This is a genomic window from Cellulosimicrobium sp. 72-3 (genome assembly GCF_013127315.1).
GTDB classification, from domain to species: Bacteria; Actinomycetota; Actinomycetes; order Actinomycetales; family Cellulomonadaceae; genus Cellulosimicrobium; species Cellulosimicrobium funkei.
The window spans coordinates 3,897,066-3,920,121 of sequence record NZ_CP053419.1 but is presented as its reverse complement, the minus strand read 5'-3'; the positions used below and the strand labels follow the sequence as shown (position 1 = coordinate 3,920,121).

The window sequence follows — 23,056 nt, the reverse complement described above, 5'->3', positions numbered from 1 at the left end:
CGACCCTCGCCGTGCCACGCGCGGCGAGGAGGGGGAACGGTGGAGGCTCCGTGGCCGCGCCGCGGGGCCCGGCGCGTCCGGGACGCGCGCCCGTACGCTGACGGGATGCGCCTGCTGACCTGGACGTTCGCCGTCTATCTCGCCGCCGTCCTGGTCGTGACGCTCTGGCCGTCGCCGCAGTCCACCGACGCGCCCGGCTGGGCGACGTCCACGCTCGGCTTCCTCCAGGGCCTCGGGATCCCGATCACGCTGCCGGTGCTCGAGGCGCTCGCCAACGTCGTGATGTTCGGGCCGTTCGGCGTGCTCGGTGTGCCCCTCCTGCGGGGCGCGGTGGCCCGCCGGGGCCGTGCCGTCCCGGGGGCGTGGCGCGCCGTCGGGTTCGTGACGCTCGCGGGCTGCGCCCTCTCGGTCGCGATCGAGCTCACCCAGAACCTCCTGCCCGGCCGCGTCCCGACGGTCCAGGACGTCGTCCTCAACACGGCCGGCGCGCTCCTGGGCGCCGTGCTCGTGGCCGCGGCGCTCGCGGTCGCGGCCGCACGACGCCCGGCCGCGCCCCGCCGCTGAGCGCTCCCGGCGCCGCGGCGGCGCCCTCAGGCGACCGCGCCGTCGACGTAGGACCAGCGGTCGCCCTCCCTGACGAACCGGCTCACCTCGTGGAGCCGCCCGCGGTCGGCCGGGTCGGTGCGCGAGCGGTAGTGCGCGACGAACTCCACGACCCCGGTCGTGTCGAACGGGCCGCCCGCCTCGGTGCGCACCACGTCGAGGCGGCGCCACTCGACGTCGTCGTCGAGGTCGAGGTCGGCGGGCCGGGTGGAGGGGTGCCACGTCGCGAGCAGGTAGTCGGCGTCGCCGACGGCGAACGCGCTGTAGCGCGAGCGCATGAGCGCCTCGGCGGTCGGTGCGTGCGGGCCCCGGGCGGTGCCGTCCGGGCCGGGGCGCAGCCCCGCGTGGTACCGGCCGCAGCACGACCCGTAGGTGTCGCCGGAGAGGCAGGGGCAGCGCGCGCCGTCGTCGAGCGGGTTCCCGGTCATGCGGCCGCATCCTACGGGTGGGCGCGTGCGGGCACGGCCCCTGCACGACGACGCCCGCCCACCGGGGTGGACGGGCGTCGTCGGGCGGTGCGCCGCCCGGGCGCCACGCTCGGGCGCGGCGACCGGGCGGGGCGCGTCAGTCCTGCGGGTCCCAGGGGCCCCAGCGGTCGCCGGGCGCCTGGTTCCGCGTCCACCACTTCGCCGTGTACGTCGTGCCCTCGTACGTCACGCTGTCGCCCTTGACATAGACGCGGCTCGGCTTCCACGCGCCGACCCCGGCGGAGTCGACCCCCGCGATCTCCTCCCACGGGCCCCACGCGTCGGCACCGGGCACCTGGCCCTTCGTCCACCACTGCGCGCGCCACACGGCGCCCCCGTAGGTGACCGTGGTGCCGCCCGCGTAGGCGGTGCCCTTCGACCAGGCCGGCGGCTCGGTGTACGTCGGCTGGGCCTGCGGGTTGAACTCGTCCGTCACGACCGACTTCGCGGCGTTCGTCACCGGGTCGTCGAGCAGCAGGACGTCGAGGCCCTGCTGGATGTCGTTCGAGATGATCGCGCCGTTGTACCAGTAGGCCGACCACGAGCCGCCGAGGATCAGCCGCTCCGCGGACAGCGGGCCGCGGTCGAACCACGCGATCTCGACGGGGTTCGCCGAGTCCGTGAAGTCCCACACCGAGATGCCGCCCTGGTACCAGGCCTGGACCATGATGTCGCGGCCCGGGACGGGGATGAGCGAGCCGTTGTGCGCGACGCAGTTCTCCGTCGCGGCCTGCTCGCGCTCGATCTTGTAGTAGCTCTTGAACACGAGCTCGCCGCCCACGATGTCGTAGATGGCGTCCGCGCCCTTCTCCGGCCCGACGGTCGGGTTGCACGTCGGTGCGCCGCCGCCGCCCAGCTCGTCCGTGAAGACGACCTTGGTGCCGGCGTTGTTGAACGTCGCCGAGTGCCAGAACGCGAAGTTCGTCGTGTCCCGGACGACCTCGGTCACCACCGGGTGCGCGCGGTCGGAGATGTCGAGCAGGATGCCGTCGCCCATGCACGCGCCCGCCGCGAGGTCCTTCGACGGGTAGGTCGTGATGTCGTGGCAGCCCGACGTCGTGCTCGAGCCGTTGCCGCCCGGGTTGCCGCCGTCGGGGAAGAGGACGGGCGTCGAGACGAGCTCCGCCGCGGCGGGGTCGTCGAGCGGGATCTGCACGACCGAGATGAGGTCGTGCGGGGGCTGGCAGTCGGGGAACGCCGCGTTCGGGCTGTACGACGAGACGTAGACGAACAGCTCCTCGCCGTCCTGCGAGGGCGCGAGCGAGTGCGTGTGGGAGCCGCACTGCGTCTCGACGGACGCCACGTACTCGGGCGCCGTCGGCTCGGAGATGTCGAAGACCTTGATGCCCTCCCACGACTCCTTGATCGCGGCGCTCTGGGCGACGTTCTCGCACGAGTCGTTGCTGCGCGAGGAGTCGGTGCTGAGGACGAGCAGGTCGCCGTACACGGAGATGTCGTTCTGCGACCCGGGGCAGACGACCTGGGCGACCTGCTGCGGGGCGGTCGGGTTCGCGACGTCGTACACGGTGAAGCCGCCGTAGTTCCCGGCGAACGCGTACCGGCCCTGGAACGCGAGGTCGGTGCTGTACTGCCCCTCGGGCGCGAAGCCGCCGTTCTTCGGGATGTTGGCGACGTGCGTGAGGTTGGGGCTGCCGGCCGTCTCCCCGGGCGCCAGGACGTCGGTGGCCTGGGCGAGGGGGGCGAGGCGCTGTGCGGGGAGGTCTGCGAGCGAGGCGGCGGCCTGGTCGGTGAGCGCCGCCACCGCCTCGGGGGAGCCGTCGGACGGCTCCGCGGCGGCGGTCGTGGCGACCGCGAGGGTCGAGACGGCGAGGGTCGCCGCCAGGGACGAGGCGAGCAGGACCCGGCTCCGGTGCCGGTGCGTCTGCCGGTGCGTTCTTCGATGCACGAGGGAAACACCTCCTTGGTAGGGTGCTGCAAATTCTGGCGGGCAAATGTGATCTGGACCACTCAAACCGGGCGGTTCGCGACGATCTTTTACACGGAGGGAACAGCGCGGGTGCAGATTTTTCCCAGCCGTAACACAGCGCGGCGCAGCGCCGCGCGTGCCCTGACCTGCGGCGTCACCGCGACCGGCCTCGCGCTCGGCGCCGCGCTCGGTCTCGCCGCGTGCACGCCCGACCCGCAGCCGACGTCGACGCCGTCGAGCGTCGTCGTGCAGCCCGGGCGGCCGGGCGAGGACGCCACGACCGTCGCCCCCGAGGACTACGCGGGCGCGCCCGACGAGGGCTCGTGGAACCAGGCCGACGCCGCGTTCGTCACCGGCATGATCGAGCACCACCTCCAGGCCCTCGAGATCACCGCGCTCGCGCCCGACCGCGCCGGGTCCGACGCCGTCCGGTCGTTCGCGGAGCGCGTCACCGCCGCGCAGGGGCCCGAGGTGCACGCGCTCGCGTCGTGGCTCCAGGCGCGCGACCTCGCCGTGCCCGAGGGCGCGCAGGACGCGGGCGGGACCGGCCCGCGCGCGCCCGACGGTGCGGGGCACGACCACGGCGACGGGACCGCCGGGATGCTCTCGGACGAGCAGCTCGCGGCGCTCGAGGCCGCGAGCGGCCCGGAGTTCGACCGCCTGTTCCTCGAGGGGATGATCCAGCACCACGAGGGCGCGCTCGCGATGGTCGACGTCGTGCTCGTCGAGGGGGAGGACCTCTTCGCGAACGAGATGGCCGCCGAGACGGCGGCCGGCCAGGGCGGCGAGATCGACCGCATGCGGGACCTCCTCGCCGCGCTCTGACCGCGGGCGCCCGGGTCGCGGCCCCCGAGCCGCCGCCGTACGGTCGGGACGTACGCGTGCTGCCACCCGACGGCGAGGAGGCCCCGTGGAGCGCTCCGACGGCACGACGGCGCCCGGAGAGAGCCCCGAGCGGAAGCAGTCACCGGCCCGTCCACGGGGCAGCCCGATGCTCATCGTGCTCATGATCATCGTGGTCCTCCCGTCGGTCCTCCTGGCCGACTCGTGGGGGGCGGGGGCGGTCGGGATCATCGGCGGCCTGACCGGGCTGTTCTCGCTCGTCGCGTTCATGGGCGGTCCGCTCCGGGCCGACCTGCGGGTCGTCGCCGTGCTGGGACCGCTGCTCGTGGTCGCCGCGGCGGTCCCGCGGCTCCTGGCGGAGACGTCGCGCCCCGCGGCGGTCGCGCTCGTCGTCGTGCTCGGGTTCGTGGCCGCGCTGTTCCCCCTGCTCGGCGAGCGCTACGCGACCGTCGGCCTCGGCCTGGGCATGACCACCGTCTTCGGCTACGGTTACGCCCCCCAGGGCGGGGCCGACCACCGGCAGGTCGTGCTGGCGGCCGTCGCCGGCGTGGTCGTGGCGGTGCTGCTGCGGGTCGTCATGGGCCTGCCCGACCCGTCGAAGACCACGCGGGAGCAGGTCGCCGCGGTGCTCGACGCCGCGGACCCCACCGCCGCGACGGCGACCGCGTTCCGCACCTGGCTCGGCGACGGTCGCAAGCGCTGGCTCGCCGGCGTGCTCGACGGGGCCTCGCGCTACCGGCTGGCGCGGCACACCGCCCGGCTGACCGGGGACGCGTCCCCGGACGACCTCGCCGCTCTGGAGCGGCGCGCCGAGGACCTGGCCGCGCGCGTGCGCGCCCGGCCGCGGCGCGCCGCGGGCCCGGCGCCTTCGCCGGCACCCGACCCCGCGTCGTCGACCGCCGTCGGCCCCGCCGGCGACGCGGCCCGTGCCCTGGACGCGGTCGAGCAGGCGCTGACACGCCACGACACGTCCGCGGTCCGGCTGGGGCGCGGCCCGCGCCACCAGTTCCTCGACGCCGTCCAGCACCCGTCCGGGCGTCTGCGGTCCGTGCAGGTCCGGCACGCGTTCCGCACCGCGCTCGCGCTGCTGGTGATGCTCCTCGTCACGTCCGGCCTGGAGCGGGGGGACCCGCTCGTCTCCACCGTGCTGCTGACCACCTTCAGCATCGTCCAGGCGAGCTGGCGCGACACCGTCACCAAGGCGCGGAACAAGATCCTCGGCCTCGTCTCGGGCTCGATCGGCGTCGCGGTGGTGCTGCTCGTCGTGCCGCAGCGGTACCTCACGCTCGTCGCCGTCGTCGCGCTGTGCCTGGGCCTGTGGTTCATCGCCGCGCGCCCGGCCCTGGGGGCCGCCTTCATGGTGGTCGTCAGCGTCGGCTTCAACTCCGTCACGCGCGATCTCGACCCGGTCGCCCTGCTCGCGCAGTACGTCGGCCTCACGGTGTGCGCGGTCGTGGTCGGGGTCGTCCTCGGGTTCGTCGTGGTCCCGAGCTTCCGCCCACCACCGTTGCGGCAGCGGGTCGAGACCGCGACGGCGGCCACCGCCGCCGCCCTCCGCGCCGGGGCGGTCGGCGTGGGGCCGGCGCCGCGGGCGGAGGACGTCGCGCTCGTCCGGGAGGCCGTGTACGAGCAGGACGAGCTGGTCCCCGACCGCGAGCACCTCGACGACCGGCAGGCCGAGGAGCTCGACGACCTGCGCGCCGCGCTGCGTGACGTGATCGTCCTCGCGAACGCGACGCAGATCGACGACGACGAGCGCGCCGCGGTCCTGCGGACGCTGAGCCCGGACGGGGCGACGCCGTCGGACGACGGCCCGACCCGGGGCGCGCCGAGCGCGGGGGACGGGCCCGACGCGGGGGAGGCGCCCGGTGCGGGGGCCTCGACACTGCTGGACCTCGCCCGCCGCGCGGCGTCGGCCGAGCGCTACCTGCTGACGACCCTCCCCGCCCCGTCCTGAGCGGTACCCACGACCCGCGAGCCGCTCCCCGGACGCGCGACGGCGGCCCGACCCCGGGAGGGGCGGGCCGCCGTCGGGCGTGCGGGACGGGTCAGCAGGACAGGTTGTTGCCCGTCGTCGTGCCGAGGATCTGGGCGAACCGCTGGAACGCGGCGATGCGCGACTGCACCTGCGCCGGGTTCCCGCCGTTGCACTCCATCGTGCCGTTGATCGAGCGGATGGACTCGCCGAAGCCGGCGCCCGACACGATCGCCTGGTGCCCGGACATCGAACCCGCGCCCGACTGCGTGTTCCAGAACCACAGGCCGGTCTTCCACGCGACGGCGGAGTTCTGCTCGACGAGGTACGGGTTGTTGAGCAGGTCGATGCCGAGCGCGTCGCCCGCGGCCTTGTAGTTGTAGTTCCAGCTCAGCTGGATCGGGCCCTTGCCGTAGTAGGCGGACTGGCCCGCCGGGCAGCCGTACGGCTTCGAGGTGTCGCAGTAGTGCGGGTAGTTCGCGGTGTTGATCTCCTTGACGTACACGAGGCCGCCGGTCTCGTGGTTGACGTTGGCGAGGAACGCCGCGGCCTCGCGCTTGGCGACCTCGGTGCCGCCCGTCGTCGCGAATCCCGGGTAGGCGGACAGCGCGTCGACGAGGCCCTGGTACGTGTAGAACGGGTTCCGGTTGGGGAACATCTGGTTGAACTGCGCCTCGGAGACGACGAACCCGGTCGGGTTGCCGGGGTTCCCGGGGTTGCCGGGGTTCGTGCCGCCGCCGCAGGCGCCCTGGCTGCGCCAGACGCCCCACTCGCCGGTGGTGCCGGGCGTGTCGCCCTGGGTCCACCAGCCGGCCTTCCAGTTCTGGCCGCCGTGGGAGACGACGGCGCCGCCCGTGTAGACGGCGCTCGCGCTCCAGGGGGCGGCGCACGTCGCGGCGTGCGCCTGCTGCGCCGGGCCTGCGACGGACCACGAGAGCGCTCCCGCGAGCGCGAGGACGAGGCTGAGGAGCAGGGCGAGAGGGCGGGAGGTCGGCCGGGCGGCGGCCGTCGTGGGCGCCGCGGGGGAGGACGACGCCGGGGCTCGCGTGTGCATCGGTGCACCTTTCGTCGGTGGTCGGGTCGCTTCGAGCCTGACCGCCGCGCGGCGTCGTGGACAACCCCCCTACGCGGAACCCCGTACCCGTGGGAGCCCGAGGTAGAGCCCCGGTCTGCCGAGGTAGAGCCGAGGTCCGGACCACGGCTCTACCTCGGCGGACCAGGGCTCTACCTCGCGGGACCAGGGCTCTACCTCGTGGTGGGGGACGAGCGTCGCGGGGGCGGCGGGGTTGACGTCCGGGTGGGGCGGGTGCGAGAGTGTCCGCCAACCCGGAAACGTTTCCAGGACTGTCGAGGTCGTCAGTCTGGAAACGTTTCCAGAACGACGGTCCTTCGACGACGAGGTGGACGACAGTGACGTCATCACGCGCCACGCTGATCCAGGTGGCACAGCGGGCCGGGGTCTCCCTGGCCTCGACCTCCCGTGCGCTGCACGGGACGGGCGCGAGCCCCGCGATGGTCGAGCGCGTGCGCGCCGCGGCCACCGAGCTGGGGTACAGCCCGGACGCCATCGGGCGCTCGCTGCGCCTCAAGAAGACGTTCCAGGTGGCGTTCGCCGTCGCGGACATCGGCAACCCCGTCTACGTCGAGATGATGACGGCGATCCACGAGGTGCTCGCTCCGCACGGCTACCGCGTCGTCGTCATGACGACGGGGGACACCACGCGGTCCACCGTCGAGCTCGTGCGCAGCCTGTCGAGCGGCTTCGTCGACGCCATGATCCTCAGCCCGCTGCGCACCGACGACGAGCTCGTCGAGGAGATCCGCGAGGCGCCGGTGCCCGTCGTCGTCATCGGCCGCACGCTCGCGGACCGCGGCATCGACTCGGTGTCCACGGACTCCGCGGGTGGGATCGGCGAGGCGGTGCGGCACCTGCTCGGTCTCGGCCGTCGCCGGATCGCGTTCCTCAACGGCCCCCTCGACACGACGCCCGGTGAGGCGCGCCAGCGCGGCTTCGACGCCGCGACGCGCGCCGCCGACTTCGACGCCGAGCGGGTCGAGGTCGCGCCCGCCCTCGACTTCACCGTCGCCGCGGGCCTCGCGACGACGCGCGCGCTGCTCGACGCCACGGACGACGACGCCCGCCCGGACGCGATCGTCGCGGCCAACGACCTCCTCGCCATCGGCGCCATCCGGGCCGTGCGCGAGCGCGGGCTCTCCGTCCCCGAGGACGTCGCGGTGACCGGCATGGACGACACGGAGATCGGCCGCGTGTTCCAGCCCTCCCTGACGAGCGTCTCGCTCGGCTCGACGGAGCGTGGGCGCGTCGCCGCGCAGCTCGTCGTGGACCTCGTCGACGGCGACGCGGAGCCCGGGCGGCACACCGCCGTCGGGCCGCGGCTCGTCGTGCGCGAGTCGACCGCCCCCGGGGGTGGTTCCCGGTGAGCGCACCGACCCTCGCGGGCGACCCCCGTCGCTCGGCCCTGCGCCCCGACCGCGGCCCGGTGCGCCGGACCGGCGGCATGGCCCGCGCCAAGCGGCGCGAGGCGATCGCGCTCGTCATGCCGTCGCTCCTGCCGATCCTCGTGCTCAGCGTCGCGCCGCTCGTCATGGGCGTCGCGCTCGCGTTCACCGACGCGCGGCTCGTGCGCCAGCCGGACTACCAGTTCGTCGGCGTCGACAACTTCGTGCGCCTCGCGGACAACTCGTTCTTCTGGGACTCGTTCCGCATCGGCATGATCTGGGCCGTCTCGGTGACGCTGCTCCAGCTCGTCGCGGCGATGGGCCTCGCGCTCCTGCTCAACTCCGGGCTCCGGCTCCAGGGCCTGACGCGCGTGCTCGCACTCATCCCGTGGGCCATGCCGCCGGTCGTCGTGGCGATCATGTGGCAGATGATCTACTCGCCCAACGCGGGGCCGCTCAACGCGTTCCTCGGCGCCCTGGGCCTGCCGGACGACATCAACTGGCTCGCGGACTTCTCGACCGCCCTGCCCGCCGTGATCGTCGTCGGGGTGTGGGTCGGCATGCCGCAGACCACCGTGACGCTGCTCGCGGGGCTCCAGCAGATCCCGGACGAGCTCCACGAGGCCGCCGCGATGGACGGCGCAGGCGCGTGGCGCCGCTTCACCGCGGTGACGCTCCCGAGCCTGCGCCCGATCATCACCTCGATCACGTCGCTGAACTTCATCTGGAACTTCAACTCGTTCTCGCTGGTCTACGTGCTCACCGAGGGCGGGCCGGGCGGCCGGACCATGCTCCCGATGCTCTTCACATACCTCGAGGCGTTCAAGAACCGCAACATCGGCTACGCCGCCGCGATGGGCGTCGTCCTCGTCGTCGTGGTCGTCCTCCTGCTCGCGATCTACCTGCGGTCGCAGTTCCGCTCCGAGAAGGAGAGCTGACCCGTGCGCGCACTCGTCCGCCCCGCCCAGTACGCGGCCCTGGGGTTCTACATCCTGTTCCTCGGCTTCCCGCTGCTCTGGCTGATCTCCGCCTCGCTCAAGTCCTCGGGCGAGCTCAACTCGCTCACCGTGAGCCTCATCCCGCAGGACTGGCACTGGGAGAACTACTCCCAGGCGCTGACCCGGCAGGGCCTCGTCCGCTCGGCCTGGAACAGCGCGATCGTCGCGGTCGTGTCCACGATGCTCGTCATCGTCATCGCGCTGCCGGCGTCGTACGTGCTCGCCCGGCTGCGGGGGAAGATCCGCGCGGCGGGCGTCGGCTGGATCCTCGTGAGCCAGGTCTTCCCGGTGATCCTCATCATCCTGCCGCTGTTCCTCATCCTGCGGACCATCGGGCTCACGGACTCGCTCGTCGGCCTCACGCTCGTCCACACCACGTACACGCTGCCGTTCGCGCTGTGGATGATGCAGGGCTACGTGAGTGCCATCCCCGTGGACCTCGAGGAGGCGGGCTCCATGGACGGCGCGAGCCGGCTCACGGTCCTGCGCACCATCGTCTTCCCGCTGCTCATGCCCGGGATCGTCGCGACCGCGATGTTCAGCTTCGTGTCCTCGTGGAACGAGTTCTTCTTCGCGCTCGTGCTGCTCCAGTCGCCCGAGAACTACACGCTGCCCATCACGCTGAAGATGTTCATCGGCGGCGAGGGCAAGGTGGCGCTCGGCCCCCTCGCCGCGGGCTCCGTGCTCGCGGCCATCCCCAGCATCGTCTTCTTCTCGATCATGCAGAAGAAGCTCACCGGCGGCCTGCTCTCGGGCGCGGTGAAGGGCTGATCGTGACCCCCTCCACGCCCGGTCCCGTCCCCAGGCTCTCCCGACCCCACCCCCACCCGAAAGGTAGAACCATGAAGACTCGTGGTGCGTCCATCGCCGCATGCCTCACGATCACGACCCTGCTCGTCGCGTCCTGCTCCAGCGGGGGCGGCAGCGGGGACGACGGCGCCGACGGCGGCACGGTGACGCTGAAGTTCCAGTCGCTGTCCGACCAGCCCGCCGCGATCGAGGCGACCGAGAAGATCGTCGCCGACTGGAACGAGGCGAACCCCGACGTCCAGGTCGAGATCGTGCCCGCCGGCTGGGACGGCATCTACGACAAGCTCATCACCCAGTTCAACGGCGGCGCCGCGCCGGACATCATCCACTACGAGGCCGCGAGCATCGTGCCGTTCGCGGTCGACGGGTACCTCGCGGACCTCTCGGAGTACATGTCCGACGAGCGCCGGGACGACATCCCCGAAGGCATCCTCGACGCCGTGACGGTCGACGACCAGGTCATCGCGTACCCGACCGAGCTGCAGTCCTACATGGTCTTCGCCAACAAGACGATGCTCGACGCGGCCGGCGTCGAGATCCCCACGGGCGAGACGATGACGTGGGACGAGCTGCGGCAGATCGCGCAGGCCACGACGAAGGACGGCGCGTACGGGCTCGGGTGGGGGCTCGCGAGCCCGACGGCCGCGTTCATGGCGATGGCCCCCGGCTTCGGCGGCGAGTACTTCGAGGGCACGGGCGCGGACGCGAGCATCACCATCGGCGAGGGCGAGATGGCCCTGCCGGAGCTCGTCGACACGATGGCGCACACCGACGGCACGGTGCTGCCGGTGACCCTCACGCAGTCCGGGTCGGAGACGCTCGCGTCGTTCTACGCGGGGCAGGTCGCGATGACGATCCAGGGTTCGTTCCAGGCCGCGAACATCGCGAACGACGCGCCCGAGGGCTTCGACTGGGTCGTGCTGCCCCCGCTCGAGGGCCCCGACGGCGCCGAGCAGGCCGCGAACCCGCAGACGCTCTCGGTGAACATCGACTCCGAGCACGTCGAGGAGTCCGCGGAGTTCATCGAGTTCTTCACGCAGACGGAGAACCTCGCCGCGCTCAACGAGGCGGACGCGCTCATCCCCGCGACGACGTCGGCCCAGGAGGCCATGGCGGAGTCGCTCGGCGACGAGAACGGCTGGTCGACGATCCTCTCCTCCGGCCAGTACCTCACCTCGGCGCCGTACCTGTTCGTCGACGCGTACGCGCAGTGGAAGGACACCGTCGCGACGCCCGCGTACCAGAAGTTCCTCGCCCAGGAGATCGACGCCGACCAGCTCGCGACCGAGCTCGAGTCGGGCTGGGCCGAGATCACCAAGTAGCACTCTCGGTCGCTCGCCGCGGCACCGCGTCACGGGTCGCGGCGAGCACTGAGCAGCAGCGGCCGGGCGGCCGCGCACGCGACCGCCCGGCCGGGAACCGCGACCCGCACGGGTCGCACCGGCGCGAGGCGCCGAGACGGATCGACAGGGAGTGGATCGTGACCTGGCTGGACGACCGAGCGGTGGCAGTGATCACCGGAGCGGCGGTGGGGGACGCGCTGGGAGGCGCCACGGAGGGCTGGACGCCCGAGCAGATCGAGGAGCGCCACGGCGGCCGCGTGACGGGGATCGTGGAGCCCTGGTACCCGAACTGGCAGGACGCGCGTCCGATCGCGCCCTACCACAAGGGTGACGGGCACATCACGGACGACACCCTCATGACGCGCGCGCTCGTGGAGGTGTACGCGAAGCGCCGCGAGCACCTCGACGCGTACGCGATGGCCGAGGACCTCGTGCCCCTCATGATCGGCGAGCCGCGCTGGATCCCCGAGCTCGAGTCCACGGCCCTGCTGCTCCAGCGCGTTTTCCTCGCGGAGAAGTGGATCGTCGCGCGCCTGCACTACGGGCACGTCGACCCGCGCGAGGCCGGGGTCGGGAACGTCGTCAACTGCGGCGCCGCGATGTACGTCGCGCCCGTCGGGCTCGCGAACGCGGGCGACCCGCGCGGCGCGTACGCCGAGGCGATCGACCTCACCGGGGCGCACCAGTCGAGCTACGGCCGCGAGGCCGCGGGCGTGTTCGCGGCCATGGTCGCCGCGTCCGTCGCGCCGGGGGCCACGGTCGACGACGTCGTGCACGCCGCGCTCGACGTCGCGCACGACGGCACGGCCGCCGCGCTCCAGGCCGTCGTCGAGGCGTTCGACGGCTGGACGACGGCGCCCACCACCGACGAGGAGGAGCGCGCCCTCGCGCGGCTGATCCGCGACACGGTCGCGCCGTTCGACTCCGTCGGGCCCGCGTACCGGCAGATGTCGATGGACGCGCGGCGCCCGTCGCGCACCAAGTCCATCGAGGAGCTGCCCGCGGCGCTCGGCTTCGTGCTCGGGCACCGCGGCGACTTCCGCGGCGCGGTCCTCGGCGCCGTGAACTACGGCCGCGACGCCGACTCGATCGCCGTGATGGCCGGCGCGGTGTGCGCGGGCCTCGGCGGGACCGCCGTCGTGCCGGACGAGTGGCTCGACGCGATCGAGGAGGCGAGCCGCATGGACGTCCGGGAGACCGGGCGGCTCATGGCGTCCGCCGCGCAGGACATCCTGCGGGCCGACCGCGAGCGCGCGACCGCCCGCCTCCGCGCGCTCGCCGAGCTCGGCAACGCGCCCGTCGACGGCGCGGCCCTCGCCGCGCGGGCGGGTGACCCGGCGTGAGGCTGACCTGGGCCCAGCCCGAGGACCTGCTCGCGCACGAGCTCGTCCAGGCCGCCGCGGAGGGCAAGGACCCCGCGGCGCTCGCGGACGTGCGCGAGCGCTGGGCCGCCGCGGGCGGGGACCCCGTCCCCGCGGTGAGCGGGGCCGGTCCCGTGCCCGCGACCCCGGAGCTGCGCGCGCTCGCGCGCGACCTGCTCGTGGAGCTCGACGCGCTGCCCGCGGCGCCCGCGGCGCACGAGCCCGACGACTGGGACGCGATCCTCGCCACGCTCCCGGCGGCGCCTGGCCTGCCCACCCGCCCGGGCGCCGTCGGGTCCTCCGCCGGCATCGGGGCCGGTGTGCCGAGCGGAACCGCCGCCGCCGCCGACGCCGCGTACGCGGACCGCGTGCTCGGCGCGTGGACCGGGCGCGCGGCGGGCTGCCTGCTCGGCAAGCCGGTGGAGAAGATCCCGCGCGCCGGGATCGAGGAGATCCTGCGCGCCACGGGCCGGTGGCCGCTGGACCGCTGGTTCACCGCCGTCGGGCTGCCCGACGACGTCGCCGCGCGCTGGCCGTGGAACCGGCGCAGCGCCCCGACGTCGCTCGAGGAGAACATCGACGGGATGCCCGAGGACGACGACCTCAACTACCCGATCCTCGCGCTCGCCCTGCTGGAGCGGCACGGGCGCGGCTTCACGACGGACGACGTCGCGCAGCTCTGGCTCGACGCGCTGCCCGCGGGCCGCGTGTTCACGGCCGAGCGCGCCGCGTACCGCAACATCCTCGACGCGCGGCCGGTGCCGGAGACGGCGACGCACCACAACCCGTTCCGGGAGTGGATCGGCGCGCTCATCCGCACGGACGTGCTCGGCTGGGTCTCGCCCGGCGACGTGCGCGAGGCCGCGCGCCTCGCGTGGACGGACGCGCGCCTGAGCCACACGCGCAACGGCGTGTACGGCGCGATGTGGGCGGCCGCGCTCGCGTCGGCGGCGACGGTCTGCGAGACGGTGGACGAGGTGCTCGACGAGGCGGACGCCGTCGTGCCGCCGGGCAGCCGCCTGGCCGCGGCGATCCGGCTCGGGCGGGACGCGGGCCGCGACGGCGACGCGTCCGAGGCGGGCGTGCGCGCCGGGCTCGACACGATCCACGCGGCGTACGGCGACCTGCACTGGGTGCACGTGCTCAACAACGCCGCGGTGATCGCCTACGCGCTCACCGCGGGGCGCGGCGCGGACGGCCGCGGCGACTTCGGCGCGAGCGTCGCGATCGCCGTCACCGCGGGCTGGGACACCGACTCCGCGGGGGCGACGGTCGGCGGCGTGGTGGGTGCGCTGCAGGGCGTCGAGGGCATCGGCCAGCGGTGGACGCGCCCGCTCGACGGTCACATCGCGACCTCGCTGCCCGGTGGCGAGCAGAGGATCGTGGACCTCGCGGCGCGGACGGTCGCGCTCGCGACGGTCCCGGTCGTGGTGGCCGAGGGAGCCGTGCAGGGTCCCACGGAGGAGGCACAGGCATGAGCACGACGGCGGACGGGGAGCAGGGCGCCACGGTCCCGGGCGGGTCGGGACGGGTCGTGGTGGTCGGGTCGGCGAACGTCGACCTCGTCGTCGACGTGCCGCGGCACCCCGGCGGCGGCGAGACCATCCTCGGCGGCGAGCTGCGGCGCAACCCCGGCGGCAAGGGCGCGAACCAGGCGGTCGGCGCGGCGCGCGCGGGCGGTGCCGAGACGACGTTCGTCGGCGCGCTCGGGCACGACGACGCGGCCGACCTGCTGCTCGCGTCGCTCGACCGCGGCGGGGTGCGGACCGACCTCGTCGAGCGCGTGGACGCCGCGACGGGCACCGCGCTCATCACCGTCTCGCCCGACGGCGAGAACGCGATCGTCGTGGCGCCCGGGGCGAACTCGCACGTGACGGTCGGCGCGGCGCAGGCCGAGCGGATCGCCGCGGCGGACGTCGTCCTCGCGCAGCTCGAGATCCCGCTCGACGTCGTCCGTGCCGCCGCCGCGGCGCGCCGACCGGGCGCGCTGCTGGTCCTCAACGCGGCGCCGTCGCGCGACCTGCCCGACGACGTCTGGGCCGCGCTCGACGTGCTCGTCGTCAACGAGCACGAGGCGGCGGACCTGACGGGCGCTACCGGCGACACCGAACCGAGCGCGCTCGCGGGGCTGCTGCTGGAGCGCGTGCCGGCCGTCGTCGTGACGCTGGGCGGAGAGGGCAGCCTCGTCGCGGAGCGCCGCCCGGCCGGGCCCCTGCTCACGACCGTCCCCGCGATCGCCGTCGAGGCGGTCGACACCACCGGCGCGGGCGACACGTTCTGCGGCGTCCTCGCCGCGGCGCTCGCGCGCGGCGCCGACCTGCCCGACGCCGCGCGGCTCGCCGCCGCCGCGGGCGCGCTCGCCGTGACCCGGCCCGGCGCGCAGGACGCCGTGCCCGACGCGGCGGACGTCGTCGCGCTCGCCGAGCGCGCCGCGAACCCCGACCGACCGACCTGAGCCCGTCCGCAGCACGTCCGAGCGCGGGCCCGGCCCGCCGAGGGAAAGGCACCATGACCTACACGTTCGACCCGCTGGTCCCGCGCCCGATCGACCTGCCGACCGAGGTCGCGCTCGACGGGCCGCTCACGCCCGAGCAGTCCCTCGCGCTCGACGAGGCGAAGATCTTCGTCGGCCCGGCCGACCCCGCCGACCGCCCGGCCTGGCGCGAGCGCCTCGCCGCGTGGCGCGACGACGCGCGCCGTCGCCACGGGTACACGGGCGCGGCGTACGACCGCCCGGCCGCGGCGTGGGCCGCGGGGTGCTCGACGGTCGCGCAGGTGTGGCTGTGGGACGAGCTGCTGTACTCGTTCGAGGAGCACCGGTTCACGCCGGAGCGGTTCCTCGCCGACGCTCGCGAGCGGTTCGGCGGCCTCGACGCCGTCGTCCTGTGGCACGCGTACCCCGTCATCGGGATCGACGACCGCAACCAGTGGGACTTCTACCGCGACGTCCCGGGCATCGTCGACCTCGTGCAGACGTTCCACGACGCGGGCCTGCACGTGTTCGTCGACTACAACCCGTGGGACGTCGGCACGCGCCGCGGCGACGACGACCTCACCGAGCTCGCCGCCGTCGTGCGCGACCTCGGCGCCGACGGCGTCTTCCTCGACACGCTGAAGAAGGCCGAGCCGGAGCTCGTCGCGCGGCTCGAGGCCGCGCGCCCGGGCATCGTCCTGGAGGGCGAGTCCAAGCTCCCGGTCGAGCGCATCGAGGACCACTCGTCCTCGTGGGCGCAGTTCTTCGCCGACTCGCCCGTGCCCGGCGTGCTGCGCGCGCACTGGTACGAGCGCCGGCACATGCAGCACCACGTGCGCCGCTGGCACCGCGACCACTCCGAGGAGCTCCAGTCCGCGTGGCTCAACGGCGTGGGCGTCATGGTGTGGGAGGTCGTGTTCGGCGTGTGGGTCGGCTGGTCGCGGCGCGACGCCGCGACCGTGACGCGCCTGGTCACGGTCCAGCGCGCGGCGCGGCCGCTGCTGCTCGACGGCGAGTGGACGCCGCTCGCCGAGCTCGCGCCCGAGGCCGAGGCCGCCGGGGTGTACGCGTCGCGCTGGGAGCTCGACGGCGTGACCCTGTGGACGCTCGTCAACCGCGGTGACGCCGACTACGCGGGCCCGCTGCTCGCGGGCGGCGGGGACGGCGCGGACGTGCGCGTGCCCGGCCGAGGGATCGCCGCGGCGCTGCACGTGGCCGACGGCGCGGCGGAGCCTGCGTGGCTGCCGCACCTGCGCGACGTGGTCGCCTCGCTCGACGAGACCGCGCCGCACGACCCCGACGCGCGCTTCCCGCACCGGCTCGCGCGGCGTCTCGACGCCTCTGTCCCCACGTCCGCGCCGACCGGGGGGACGGAACCGGCCGGGCCGGGGGCCGTCGTCGGGCAGGACGCCGCCCGGGCGACGGGCGCGCCCGGGGCGGGCGCCGTCGTCGTGCCCGCGGGGCCGTACGTGCTGACCGTCCGGTACCGCGCGCGCGAGACCGGGATGTACCAGGGCGCGCCGTACGTGGACGAGTGGAAGCCGCTCCCGCCGCGCCTGCACGACGCACGGACCCTCCAGCGCGACGGCGAGCTCGCCGCCCCGGTGGCGGTGGGCCGCGACGTGACGAACGCGGAGTTCGCGGAGTTCCTCACGGCCACCGGGTACGTGCCCGCCGTCGCGCACCGCTTCCTCGCGCACTGGGTCGACGGCCGTCCCGCGCCCGGCACGGAGGACGAGCCCGTGACCTTCGTCGACCTCGACGACGCGCACGCGTACTGCGCGTGGCGCGGTGGGCGCCTGCCCACCGAGGACGAGTGGCAGCTCGCGGCCGAGCAGCCCGGCTGGACGCGCGGCGAGCCCGCCGTGTGGAGCTGGACGGGCTCCGAGCACTCCGACGGCCGGACCCGGTTCGTCATGCTCAAGGGCGGGAGCGACCACCGCGCCGAGGGCTCCGACTGGTACGTCGAGGGCGGGCGCCACGCGCCGGACTACGCGGTCAAGCTCCTCGTCCCCGGCCTGGGGCTCGCGCGCGGCGCGACCGTCGGGTTCCGCTGCGCGTGGGACCTCGCCGACGACGCGACGGAGGTGACGGCATGACGGACGCACCGCGCGTCTCGCGCGACCCCGCCGCCGGCGCGCTCGCGGGCCTGCGCGTCGTCGACGCGTCGACGCTGTTCGCCGGGCCCATGGCGGCGATGCACCTCGGTGACCTGGGCGCCGACGTCGTCAAGGTCGAGCACCCCACGAAGCCCGACCCGTCGCGGACGCACGGCGCCGCGAAGGACGGCGTGAACCTGTGGTGGAAGACGCTCGGGCGCAACAAGCGCACCGTCACCGCGAACCTCGGGAGCGACGGCGGCCGCGAGGTGTTCCTCGCGCTCGTCGCCGACGCGGACGTCGTCGTCGAGAACTTCCGGCCCGGCACGCTCGAGCGCTGGGGCCTCGGCTACGACGAGCTGTCCGCGCGCAACCCGCGGCTCGTGCTCGCGCGCGTGAGCGGGTTCGGGCAGGTCGGGCCGTACCGCACCCGCCCCGGGTTCGGCACGCTCGCCGAGGCGATGAGCGGGTTCGCCGCGATGACCGGCGAGCCCGACGGCCCGCCGACCCTCCCGCCGTTCGGCCTCGCCGACGGCGTCGCGTCGCTCGCGACCGCGTTCGCCGTCATGGTCGCGCTGTCGACGCGCGAGCGCACCGGGCACGGGCAGGTCGTCGACACGGCGATCATCGAGCCCATCCTCGCGATGCTCGGGCCGCAGATCACGCGCTGGGACCAGCTCCGCACCGTGCAGCCGCGCACCGGCAACCGGTCCGCGAACAACGCGCCGCGCAACACCTACCGCACGCGCGACGGGCAGTGGGTCGCGGTGTCGACGTCGGCGCAGTCCATCGCCGAGCGCGTCCTGCGTCTCGTCGGGCGCCCCGAGATCGTCGACGAGCCGTGGTTCGCGAGCGGCGTCGAGCGCGCGCAGCACGCCGACCTGCTCGACGAGGCCGTCGGCGGCTGGATCGCGCAGCGCACGCGCGACGAGGTCGTCGCCGCGTTCGAGGAGGCGCAGGCCGCCGTCGCGCCGATCTACGACGCCCAGGACATCGTCGACGACCCGCAGTTCCGCGCGCTCGGCACGATCCACGAGATCGAGGACCCCGAGCTCGGCCCGATGCTCATGCAGGGCCCGCTGTTCCGGATGTCCGAGAACGACGGCGTCATCCGCTTCACCGGCCGCGCGCACGGCGCCGACACCGACGCCGTGCTGGGCGAGCTCGGGTTCTCGCCCGAGCGCGTCGCGGAGCTCCGGGCCGAGGGGGCGGTGTGACGGGCCGGGGCGACCGGCCGGGCGCCGCGCCGCCGCTGACGCTGCTGTACGTGCCCGCGGACCGGCCCGACCGGGTGGCCAAGGCGCTCGGGTCCGCGGCCGACGTCGTGCTCGTGGACCTCGAGGACGCCGTCGCGCCGGCGCGCAAGGACGAGGCGCGGGCGCACGCCGTCGCGCTGCTCGACGACGCGGCCGCCGCGCGCGGGGTCCAGGTGCGGGTCAACCACCCCGCGACGCCGTGGCACGCCGCCGACGTCGCGGCCCTCGCGGGCATGCCGCTCGCCGTCGGGGCGCGTGCGCCGAAGGTCGAGTCCGCCGACGAGGTGCGCGCGCTCGCGGCGGCGCTCCCCGGGCGGGCGCTGCACCTGCTGGTCGAGTCGGCCCTCGGCGTCGAGCGCGCGTTCGAGCTCGCGACGGCGTCGCCGCAGGTCGCGTCCCTCGGGCTCGGCGAGGCCGACCTCCGCTCCGACCTGCGGGTCGACGACGAGGCCGGGCTCGCGTGGGCGCGCAGCCGGGTCGTCGTCGCGGCCCGGGCGGCGGGGCTCCCGTCGCCCGCGATGTCCGCGTTCACGCACGTGCGCGACCTCGACGGGCTCGCGGCGTCGTGCCGCGCCGGGCGGGCGCTCGGCTTCTGCGGCCGCACCGCGATCCACCCCGCGCAGCTCGACACCATCCGCGACGCGTTCCTCCCGACCCCGGACGAGGTGGACCGCGCGCGCGAGGTCGTCGAGCGCGTCGGCGACGCCGCAGCGTCGGGCACGGGCGTCGTGGCGCTCGCCGACGGCACGTTCCTCGACGTCGCGATGGTCGAGCGCGCGCGCACCGTGCTGGCCCTGGCGGGCCGCCGCCCGCCCGGCTAACGCGGCCGAGAACGACCCTCCTCCCGGTCGAGCACGACGTCGCTGTCGTCATCGGCCCGGTCACGACAGCAACGTCGTGCTCGGCGGGACGAGGGAAGGGGGAGGGGGCAGTCATCACCGGATCTCGACGAGGAGACACCATGGACGCAGCACGACGGCCGTACCGGCGGCCCGGGACGACGGCGGCGCTCGCCGCGCTGGCGGTGAGCGCGACGATCGGCGGGTCGGCGCTCGCGCTGCCCGCGACCGCCGCGGAGCAGGGCACGGTCGAGACGGGGCGGGTCGCGGACTCCGCGGCCGGGCCCATCGACTACACGGTCTACCTGCCGCCCGGCTACGACGACGCCGCGCAGGAGTACCCGACGCTCTACCTGCTGCACGGCCGCGGTGACACGCAGGCCGCGTGGCAGCAGGTCACGGGCGACCTCGACGAGCTCATCGGGGCGGGCGAGATCCAGCCGATGGTCGTCGTCATGCCCGACGCACCGTGGAACGACCGCGGCTCCTGGTACACGGACTCGCTGTACACCGGGGACGCGACGGGCGCGGGCGCCGGCACCGCCGTCGAGACGGCGTTCACGCGCGACCTCGTCGCGCACGTCGACGCGACCTACCGCACGGTCGAGGACCGCGAGGCGCGCGCCGTCGGCGGCTACTCCATGGGGGGCGCGGGCGCGCTGCGGTTCACGCTCGCCCACCAGGACACGTTCTCCGCGGGCATCGTGCTGAGCCCCGCCGTCTACGTGCCGCAGCCGCCCGCGGACTCCTCAGCCCGCGACCATGGCGGCTACGGCGTCGGGAGCGCGCCGTTCGACGCCGACCGGTACACCGAGCTGTCGTACCCGACGGCGCTCGCGGCGCTCGACCCGGCGCTCCCGGTGCACCTGTTCGTCGCCGTCGGCGACGACGAGTGGGCCAACCCCGACCCCGCCGAGGCCACGCACGACATCGACTTCGAGTCCGCGCGCCTCTACAACCAGGCGCGCCGCGTCCCGGGCGTGACGGCCGAGCTGCGCGTGCTCGACGGCGGCCACGACTGGGACGTCTGGCGGCCCGCGTTCCGCGAGGGGGTCGTCGACGTCTCGGCGCGCCTGCGCACCACGCCCGCCGCGCCGTGGGACGCCGAGCTCCTCGGCTCCACGGGCGACGACCGCGCGGGCGGGGTCGCGGCCCTGCCCGACGGCGGCACCGCCGTCGCGCTCAACCTCGCCGGCGCGTGGGACGGGTACGAGCCCGCGGGCGGGCTCGACACGGTCGTCGTGCGGCGCGACGCCGACGGCGCCGAGGTCTGGCGGCACACAGTCGCGACGGCCGCGGACGACCGCGCGTACGGCGTCGTGCCGGGCGCCGACGGCGGCGTGCTCGTCGCCGGGTACACCAAGGGCGACCTCGACGGCGCCCACGCGGGCACGACGCGCGACGACGGGTTCGTCGCGGCCGTCACCGCCGACGGCGAGCGCGCCTGGACGCTGCAGACCGGCGACCCCGCCGCGGCCGACCGCTTCTACGCCGTCGCGCCCGACGGCGCGGGCGGCGCCTACGTCGCCGGGTACACGAGCGGTGCCGTGGGCGACGCGCCGAGCGCCGGGGACAAGGACGCGCTGGTCGGGCGGGTCTCCGCGGCGGGCGAGCTGCTGTGGCTGCGCCAGGTGGGCGGGCCCGGCGAGGACAAGGCGCTCGCGGTCGCGGCCTCGCCCGACGGCGCGGTGTACGTGGGCGGGGTGTCGGGCGGCGGGATGCCCGGGGCCGAGCGCGCGGGCGGGAACGACGGCTGGGTCGCGCGCTACGGCGCGGACGGCGAGCAGGAGTGGCTGCGCGCCGTCGCGACGAGCGAGAACGACCAGGTCAACGGCCTCGTGGCGCGCTCGGACGGGTCGGTCGTCGCCGTCGGGCACACGCGCGGGGCGCTCGGCGACGGCGGCAACCTCGGGGACAACGACGTCGTCGTGCGCGCGCTCGACACCGCGGGAGAGGTCCTGTGGACGACGCAGGTCGGGACGTCGACCGACGACCGCGGCGTGACGGGCGTGCTCGGCGCCGACGACGCGGTGCTCGTCGTCGGCACGACCTACGGCGCGCTGGGCACGGCCGTCGGCGGGGTCGACGTCGTGACGTTCCCCGTCGCGGCCGACGGCACCCCGGGCGAGGCGACGCAGACCGGGTCGCGCGAGCGCGACGGCGCCGACGAGTGGGACGACGCGAACCTGTTCGCGGCCCCCGCACCCGCCGCCGACGGCCGCGACGGCGCCGCGCTGCTCACCGGGCTCACGTACGGCGCCCCCGCGGGCACGACGAACGCGGGCGCCGCCGACGTGTTCGTGGCCCGGACGCCGTGGGACGCCGTCGTGCCCGACGCCGGGGCCACCGGCCCGGCGCTCGACGTCACCGCCGAGGCGCGGTGCCTCGCGGGCAAGGCCTACGTCGCCGTGCGCGCGACGAGCACCGGCGACGCGCCTGTCGACGTCGAGCTCGCGACGCCGTACGGCACGCACGTCGTCGCGGACGTCGCCCCGGGCGCGTCGGCCTACCGGTCGTTCGCCGTCCGCGCCACGACCGTCCCCGCGGGCGAGGCGACCGCGACGGTGGACGGCCGCGCCGTCGTCGTCCCGTACGCCGCCCTCACCTGCCCCTGACCCCGACCCTTACGCTGCCGCCGCCCCCCGCACGCAGCCGAGCACGGGGTCGGCGACCGTTTCTTCGGGATTTCGGTCGTTGACCCCGTGCTCGGCGGGCGGTGGTGTCGGGGAGGCGCGGTCAGCAGGTGAGGTGGTCGCCCGTGGTCGTGCCGACGATCTCGACGTAGTGCCGGAAGAGGCGGACGCGGTTGTTCATCTGGCGGGGGTTGCCGCCCTCGCACTCGAGCGGGCCGTTGATCGAGCGGATGGTCTCGGCGAAGCCGTGCTCGCCGACGATCGCGTCGTGGCACGTCATCGAGGCCGTGCCGGGCTGGGTGTTCCAGTACCAGAGCGCCGTCTGCCACGCGACGGTCGGGTCCTGCTCGACGAGCCACGGGTCGGCGAGGAGGTCGATCCCCAGAGCCTCCCCGGCCGCCCGGTAGTTGAAGTTCCAGCTCAGCTGGAGCGGGCCGCGGCCGTAGTAGGCGTCCTGCCCGGCGGGGCACCCGTACGGCTGCGCGGGGTCGCAGTAGTGCGGGTAGTTCGCGGTGTTGACCTCGACGACGTGCTCCAGCCCGTGCGTCTCGTGGCTCACCTGCGCGAGGAACGCCGCGGCCTCGCGCCGGGCCACACGGTCGCCGCCCGACGTCGCGAACGCGGGGTACGCGACCGTCGCCGCGACGAGCCCGGCGTACGTGTAGAACGGGTTCCGCTCCGGGAACATCGCGTCGAACTGCTGCTCGGTCACCACGAACGTCGTCGGTGCGGTGGTGGTCGTGGTCGTCGGGTCGGTCACGGGGTCCCCCCTCGTCGGCGGCGGCCGCGACGCCGCGGCCCCGACCACCCTACGGGATTCGTGAGGAGACCTGCGTAACCGTGAAAGATGCCTCGGATGTGCCACCGAGCCGCCCACCGAGACGCCCAAGGCGCCGCCGAGCACGGGGTCGGCGACCGGATCGGTGCGGATCCGGTCGCCGTCCCCGTGCTCGACGGGTGGAGGTCAGG

General features: G+C 74.9%; 18 protein-coding genes. 14 read left to right on the top strand and 4 right to left on the bottom strand.

What is annotated here, in order from left to right:
* Nucleotides 1-105: 105 nt before the first annotated feature.
* Nucleotides 106-564 carry a VanZ family protein gene (locus HKK73_RS17465; protein WP_171468519.1) on the top strand — a complete coding sequence of 153 codons (459 nt, stop codon included), beginning with the start codon at nucleotides 106-108 and terminating at the stop codon, nucleotides 562-564.
* Nucleotides 565-590: 26 nt separating this feature from the next.
* On the opposite strand, the gene HKK73_RS17460 is transcribed toward HKK73_RS17465, so the two are convergent.
* Together HKK73_RS17460 and HKK73_RS17455 are read right to left on the bottom strand one after the other, a co-directional pair.
* On the bottom strand, nucleotides 591-1,031 hold the full coding sequence (locus HKK73_RS17460; protein ID WP_171468518.1) for a YchJ family protein: 441 nt from the start codon (nucleotides 1,029-1,031) through the stop codon (nucleotides 591-593).
* Between the two features lie 136 nt (nucleotides 1,032-1,167).
* Entirely contained in the window at nucleotides 1,168-2,976 is a 1,809-nt protein-coding gene (locus HKK73_RS17455; RefSeq protein ID WP_253705696.1) for a carbohydrate-binding protein, read from the bottom strand.
* 48 nt (nucleotides 2,977-3,024) lie between these two features.
* On the opposite strand from HKK73_RS17455, the gene HKK73_RS17450 reads away from it, so the two are divergent.
* The gene (locus HKK73_RS17450) at nucleotides 3,025-3,822 is read left to right on the top strand and encodes a DUF305 domain-containing protein (RefSeq protein ID WP_171468517.1); all 798 of its coding nucleotides are present in this window, start codon (nucleotides 3,025-3,027) and stop codon (nucleotides 3,820-3,822) included.
* 85 nt (nucleotides 3,823-3,907) lie between these two features.
* Nucleotides 3,908-5,797 carry an FUSC family protein gene (locus HKK73_RS17445; RefSeq protein ID WP_137280904.1) on the top strand — a complete coding sequence of 630 codons (1,890 nt, stop codon included), beginning with the start codon at nucleotides 3,908-3,910 and terminating at the stop codon, nucleotides 5,795-5,797.
* 91 nt (nucleotides 5,798-5,888) lie between these two features.
* Here the strand turns inward: HKK73_RS17445 and HKK73_RS17440 are convergent, their stop codons facing one another.
* Complete coding sequence (locus HKK73_RS17440; protein ID WP_081600147.1) at nucleotides 5,889-6,869, bottom strand: glycoside hydrolase family 19 protein; 981 nt, start codon at nucleotides 6,867-6,869, stop codon at nucleotides 5,889-5,891.
* A 356-nt stretch (nucleotides 6,870-7,225) separates the two neighbouring features.
* Between HKK73_RS17440 and HKK73_RS17435 the strand changes: the two genes are divergently transcribed.
* The 11 genes from HKK73_RS17435 (at nucleotide 7,226) to HKK73_RS17385 (ending at nucleotide 22,069) form a co-directional block, all read left to right on the top strand.
* The gene (locus HKK73_RS17435) at nucleotides 7,226-8,257 is read left to right on the top strand and encodes a LacI family DNA-binding transcriptional regulator (RefSeq protein ID WP_021481797.1); all 1,032 of its coding nucleotides are present in this window, start codon (nucleotides 7,226-7,228) and stop codon (nucleotides 8,255-8,257) included.
* Entirely contained in the window at nucleotides 8,254-9,213 is a 960-nt protein-coding gene (locus HKK73_RS17430) for a carbohydrate ABC transporter permease (protein WP_021481798.1), read from the top strand. Before HKK73_RS17435 ends, HKK73_RS17430 begins: the two co-directional genes overlap by 4 nt.
* A 3-nt stretch (nucleotides 9,214-9,216) precedes the next feature.
* A complete protein-coding gene (locus HKK73_RS17425) occupies nucleotides 9,217-10,044 on the top strand; it encodes a carbohydrate ABC transporter permease (protein ID WP_171468516.1) in 828 nt (275 codons plus the stop codon).
* Nucleotides 10,045-10,115: 71 nt separating this feature from the next.
* Complete coding sequence (locus tag HKK73_RS17420; RefSeq protein ID WP_043656842.1) at nucleotides 10,116-11,405, top strand: ABC transporter substrate-binding protein; 1,290 nt, start codon at nucleotides 10,116-10,118, stop codon at nucleotides 11,403-11,405.
* Between the two features lie 158 nt (nucleotides 11,406-11,563).
* Nucleotides 11,564-12,769, top strand: coding sequence for an ADP-ribosylglycohydrolase family protein (locus HKK73_RS17415; RefSeq protein WP_233139877.1), 1,206 nt, complete (start codon nucleotides 11,564-11,566; stop codon nucleotides 12,767-12,769).
* A complete protein-coding gene (locus HKK73_RS17410; protein WP_171468515.1) occupies nucleotides 12,766-14,265 on the top strand; it encodes an ADP-ribosylglycohydrolase family protein in 1,500 nt (499 codons plus the stop codon). The genes HKK73_RS17415 and HKK73_RS17410 overlap by 4 nt, the downstream gene beginning before the upstream one ends.
* On the top strand, nucleotides 14,262-15,242 hold the full coding sequence (locus tag HKK73_RS17405) for a ribokinase (RefSeq protein ID WP_171468514.1): 981 nt from the start codon (nucleotides 14,262-14,264) through the stop codon (nucleotides 15,240-15,242). Before HKK73_RS17410 ends, HKK73_RS17405 begins: the two co-directional genes overlap by 4 nt.
* A gap of 53 nt (nucleotides 15,243-15,295) precedes the next feature.
* The gene (locus tag HKK73_RS17400) at nucleotides 15,296-17,359 is read left to right on the top strand and encodes an SUMF1/EgtB/PvdO family nonheme iron enzyme (RefSeq protein ID WP_171468513.1); all 2,064 of its coding nucleotides are present in this window, start codon (nucleotides 15,296-15,298) and stop codon (nucleotides 17,357-17,359) included.
* Entirely contained in the window at nucleotides 17,356-18,576 is a 1,221-nt protein-coding gene (locus HKK73_RS17395; protein ID WP_171468512.1) for a CaiB/BaiF CoA-transferase family protein, read from the top strand. Before HKK73_RS17400 ends, HKK73_RS17395 begins: the two co-directional genes overlap by 4 nt.
* A complete protein-coding gene (locus tag HKK73_RS17390) occupies nucleotides 18,573-19,436 on the top strand; it encodes a CoA ester lyase (protein WP_171468511.1) in 864 nt (287 codons plus the stop codon). The genes HKK73_RS17395 and HKK73_RS17390 overlap by 4 nt, the downstream gene beginning before the upstream one ends.
* A gap of 140 nt (nucleotides 19,437-19,576) precedes the next feature.
* Complete coding sequence (locus HKK73_RS17385) at nucleotides 19,577-22,069, top strand: alpha/beta hydrolase-fold protein (RefSeq protein WP_171468510.1); 2,493 nt, start codon at nucleotides 19,577-19,579, stop codon at nucleotides 22,067-22,069.
* Between the two features lie 121 nt (nucleotides 22,070-22,190).
* Here HKK73_RS17385 and HKK73_RS17380 read toward each other — a convergent pair whose 3' ends face one another.
* Nucleotides 22,191-22,847, bottom strand: a complete 657-nt coding sequence (locus HKK73_RS17380; protein WP_253705695.1) for a chitinase — start codon at nucleotides 22,845-22,847, stop codon at nucleotides 22,191-22,193.
* Nucleotides 22,848-23,056: the final 209 nt, after the last annotated feature.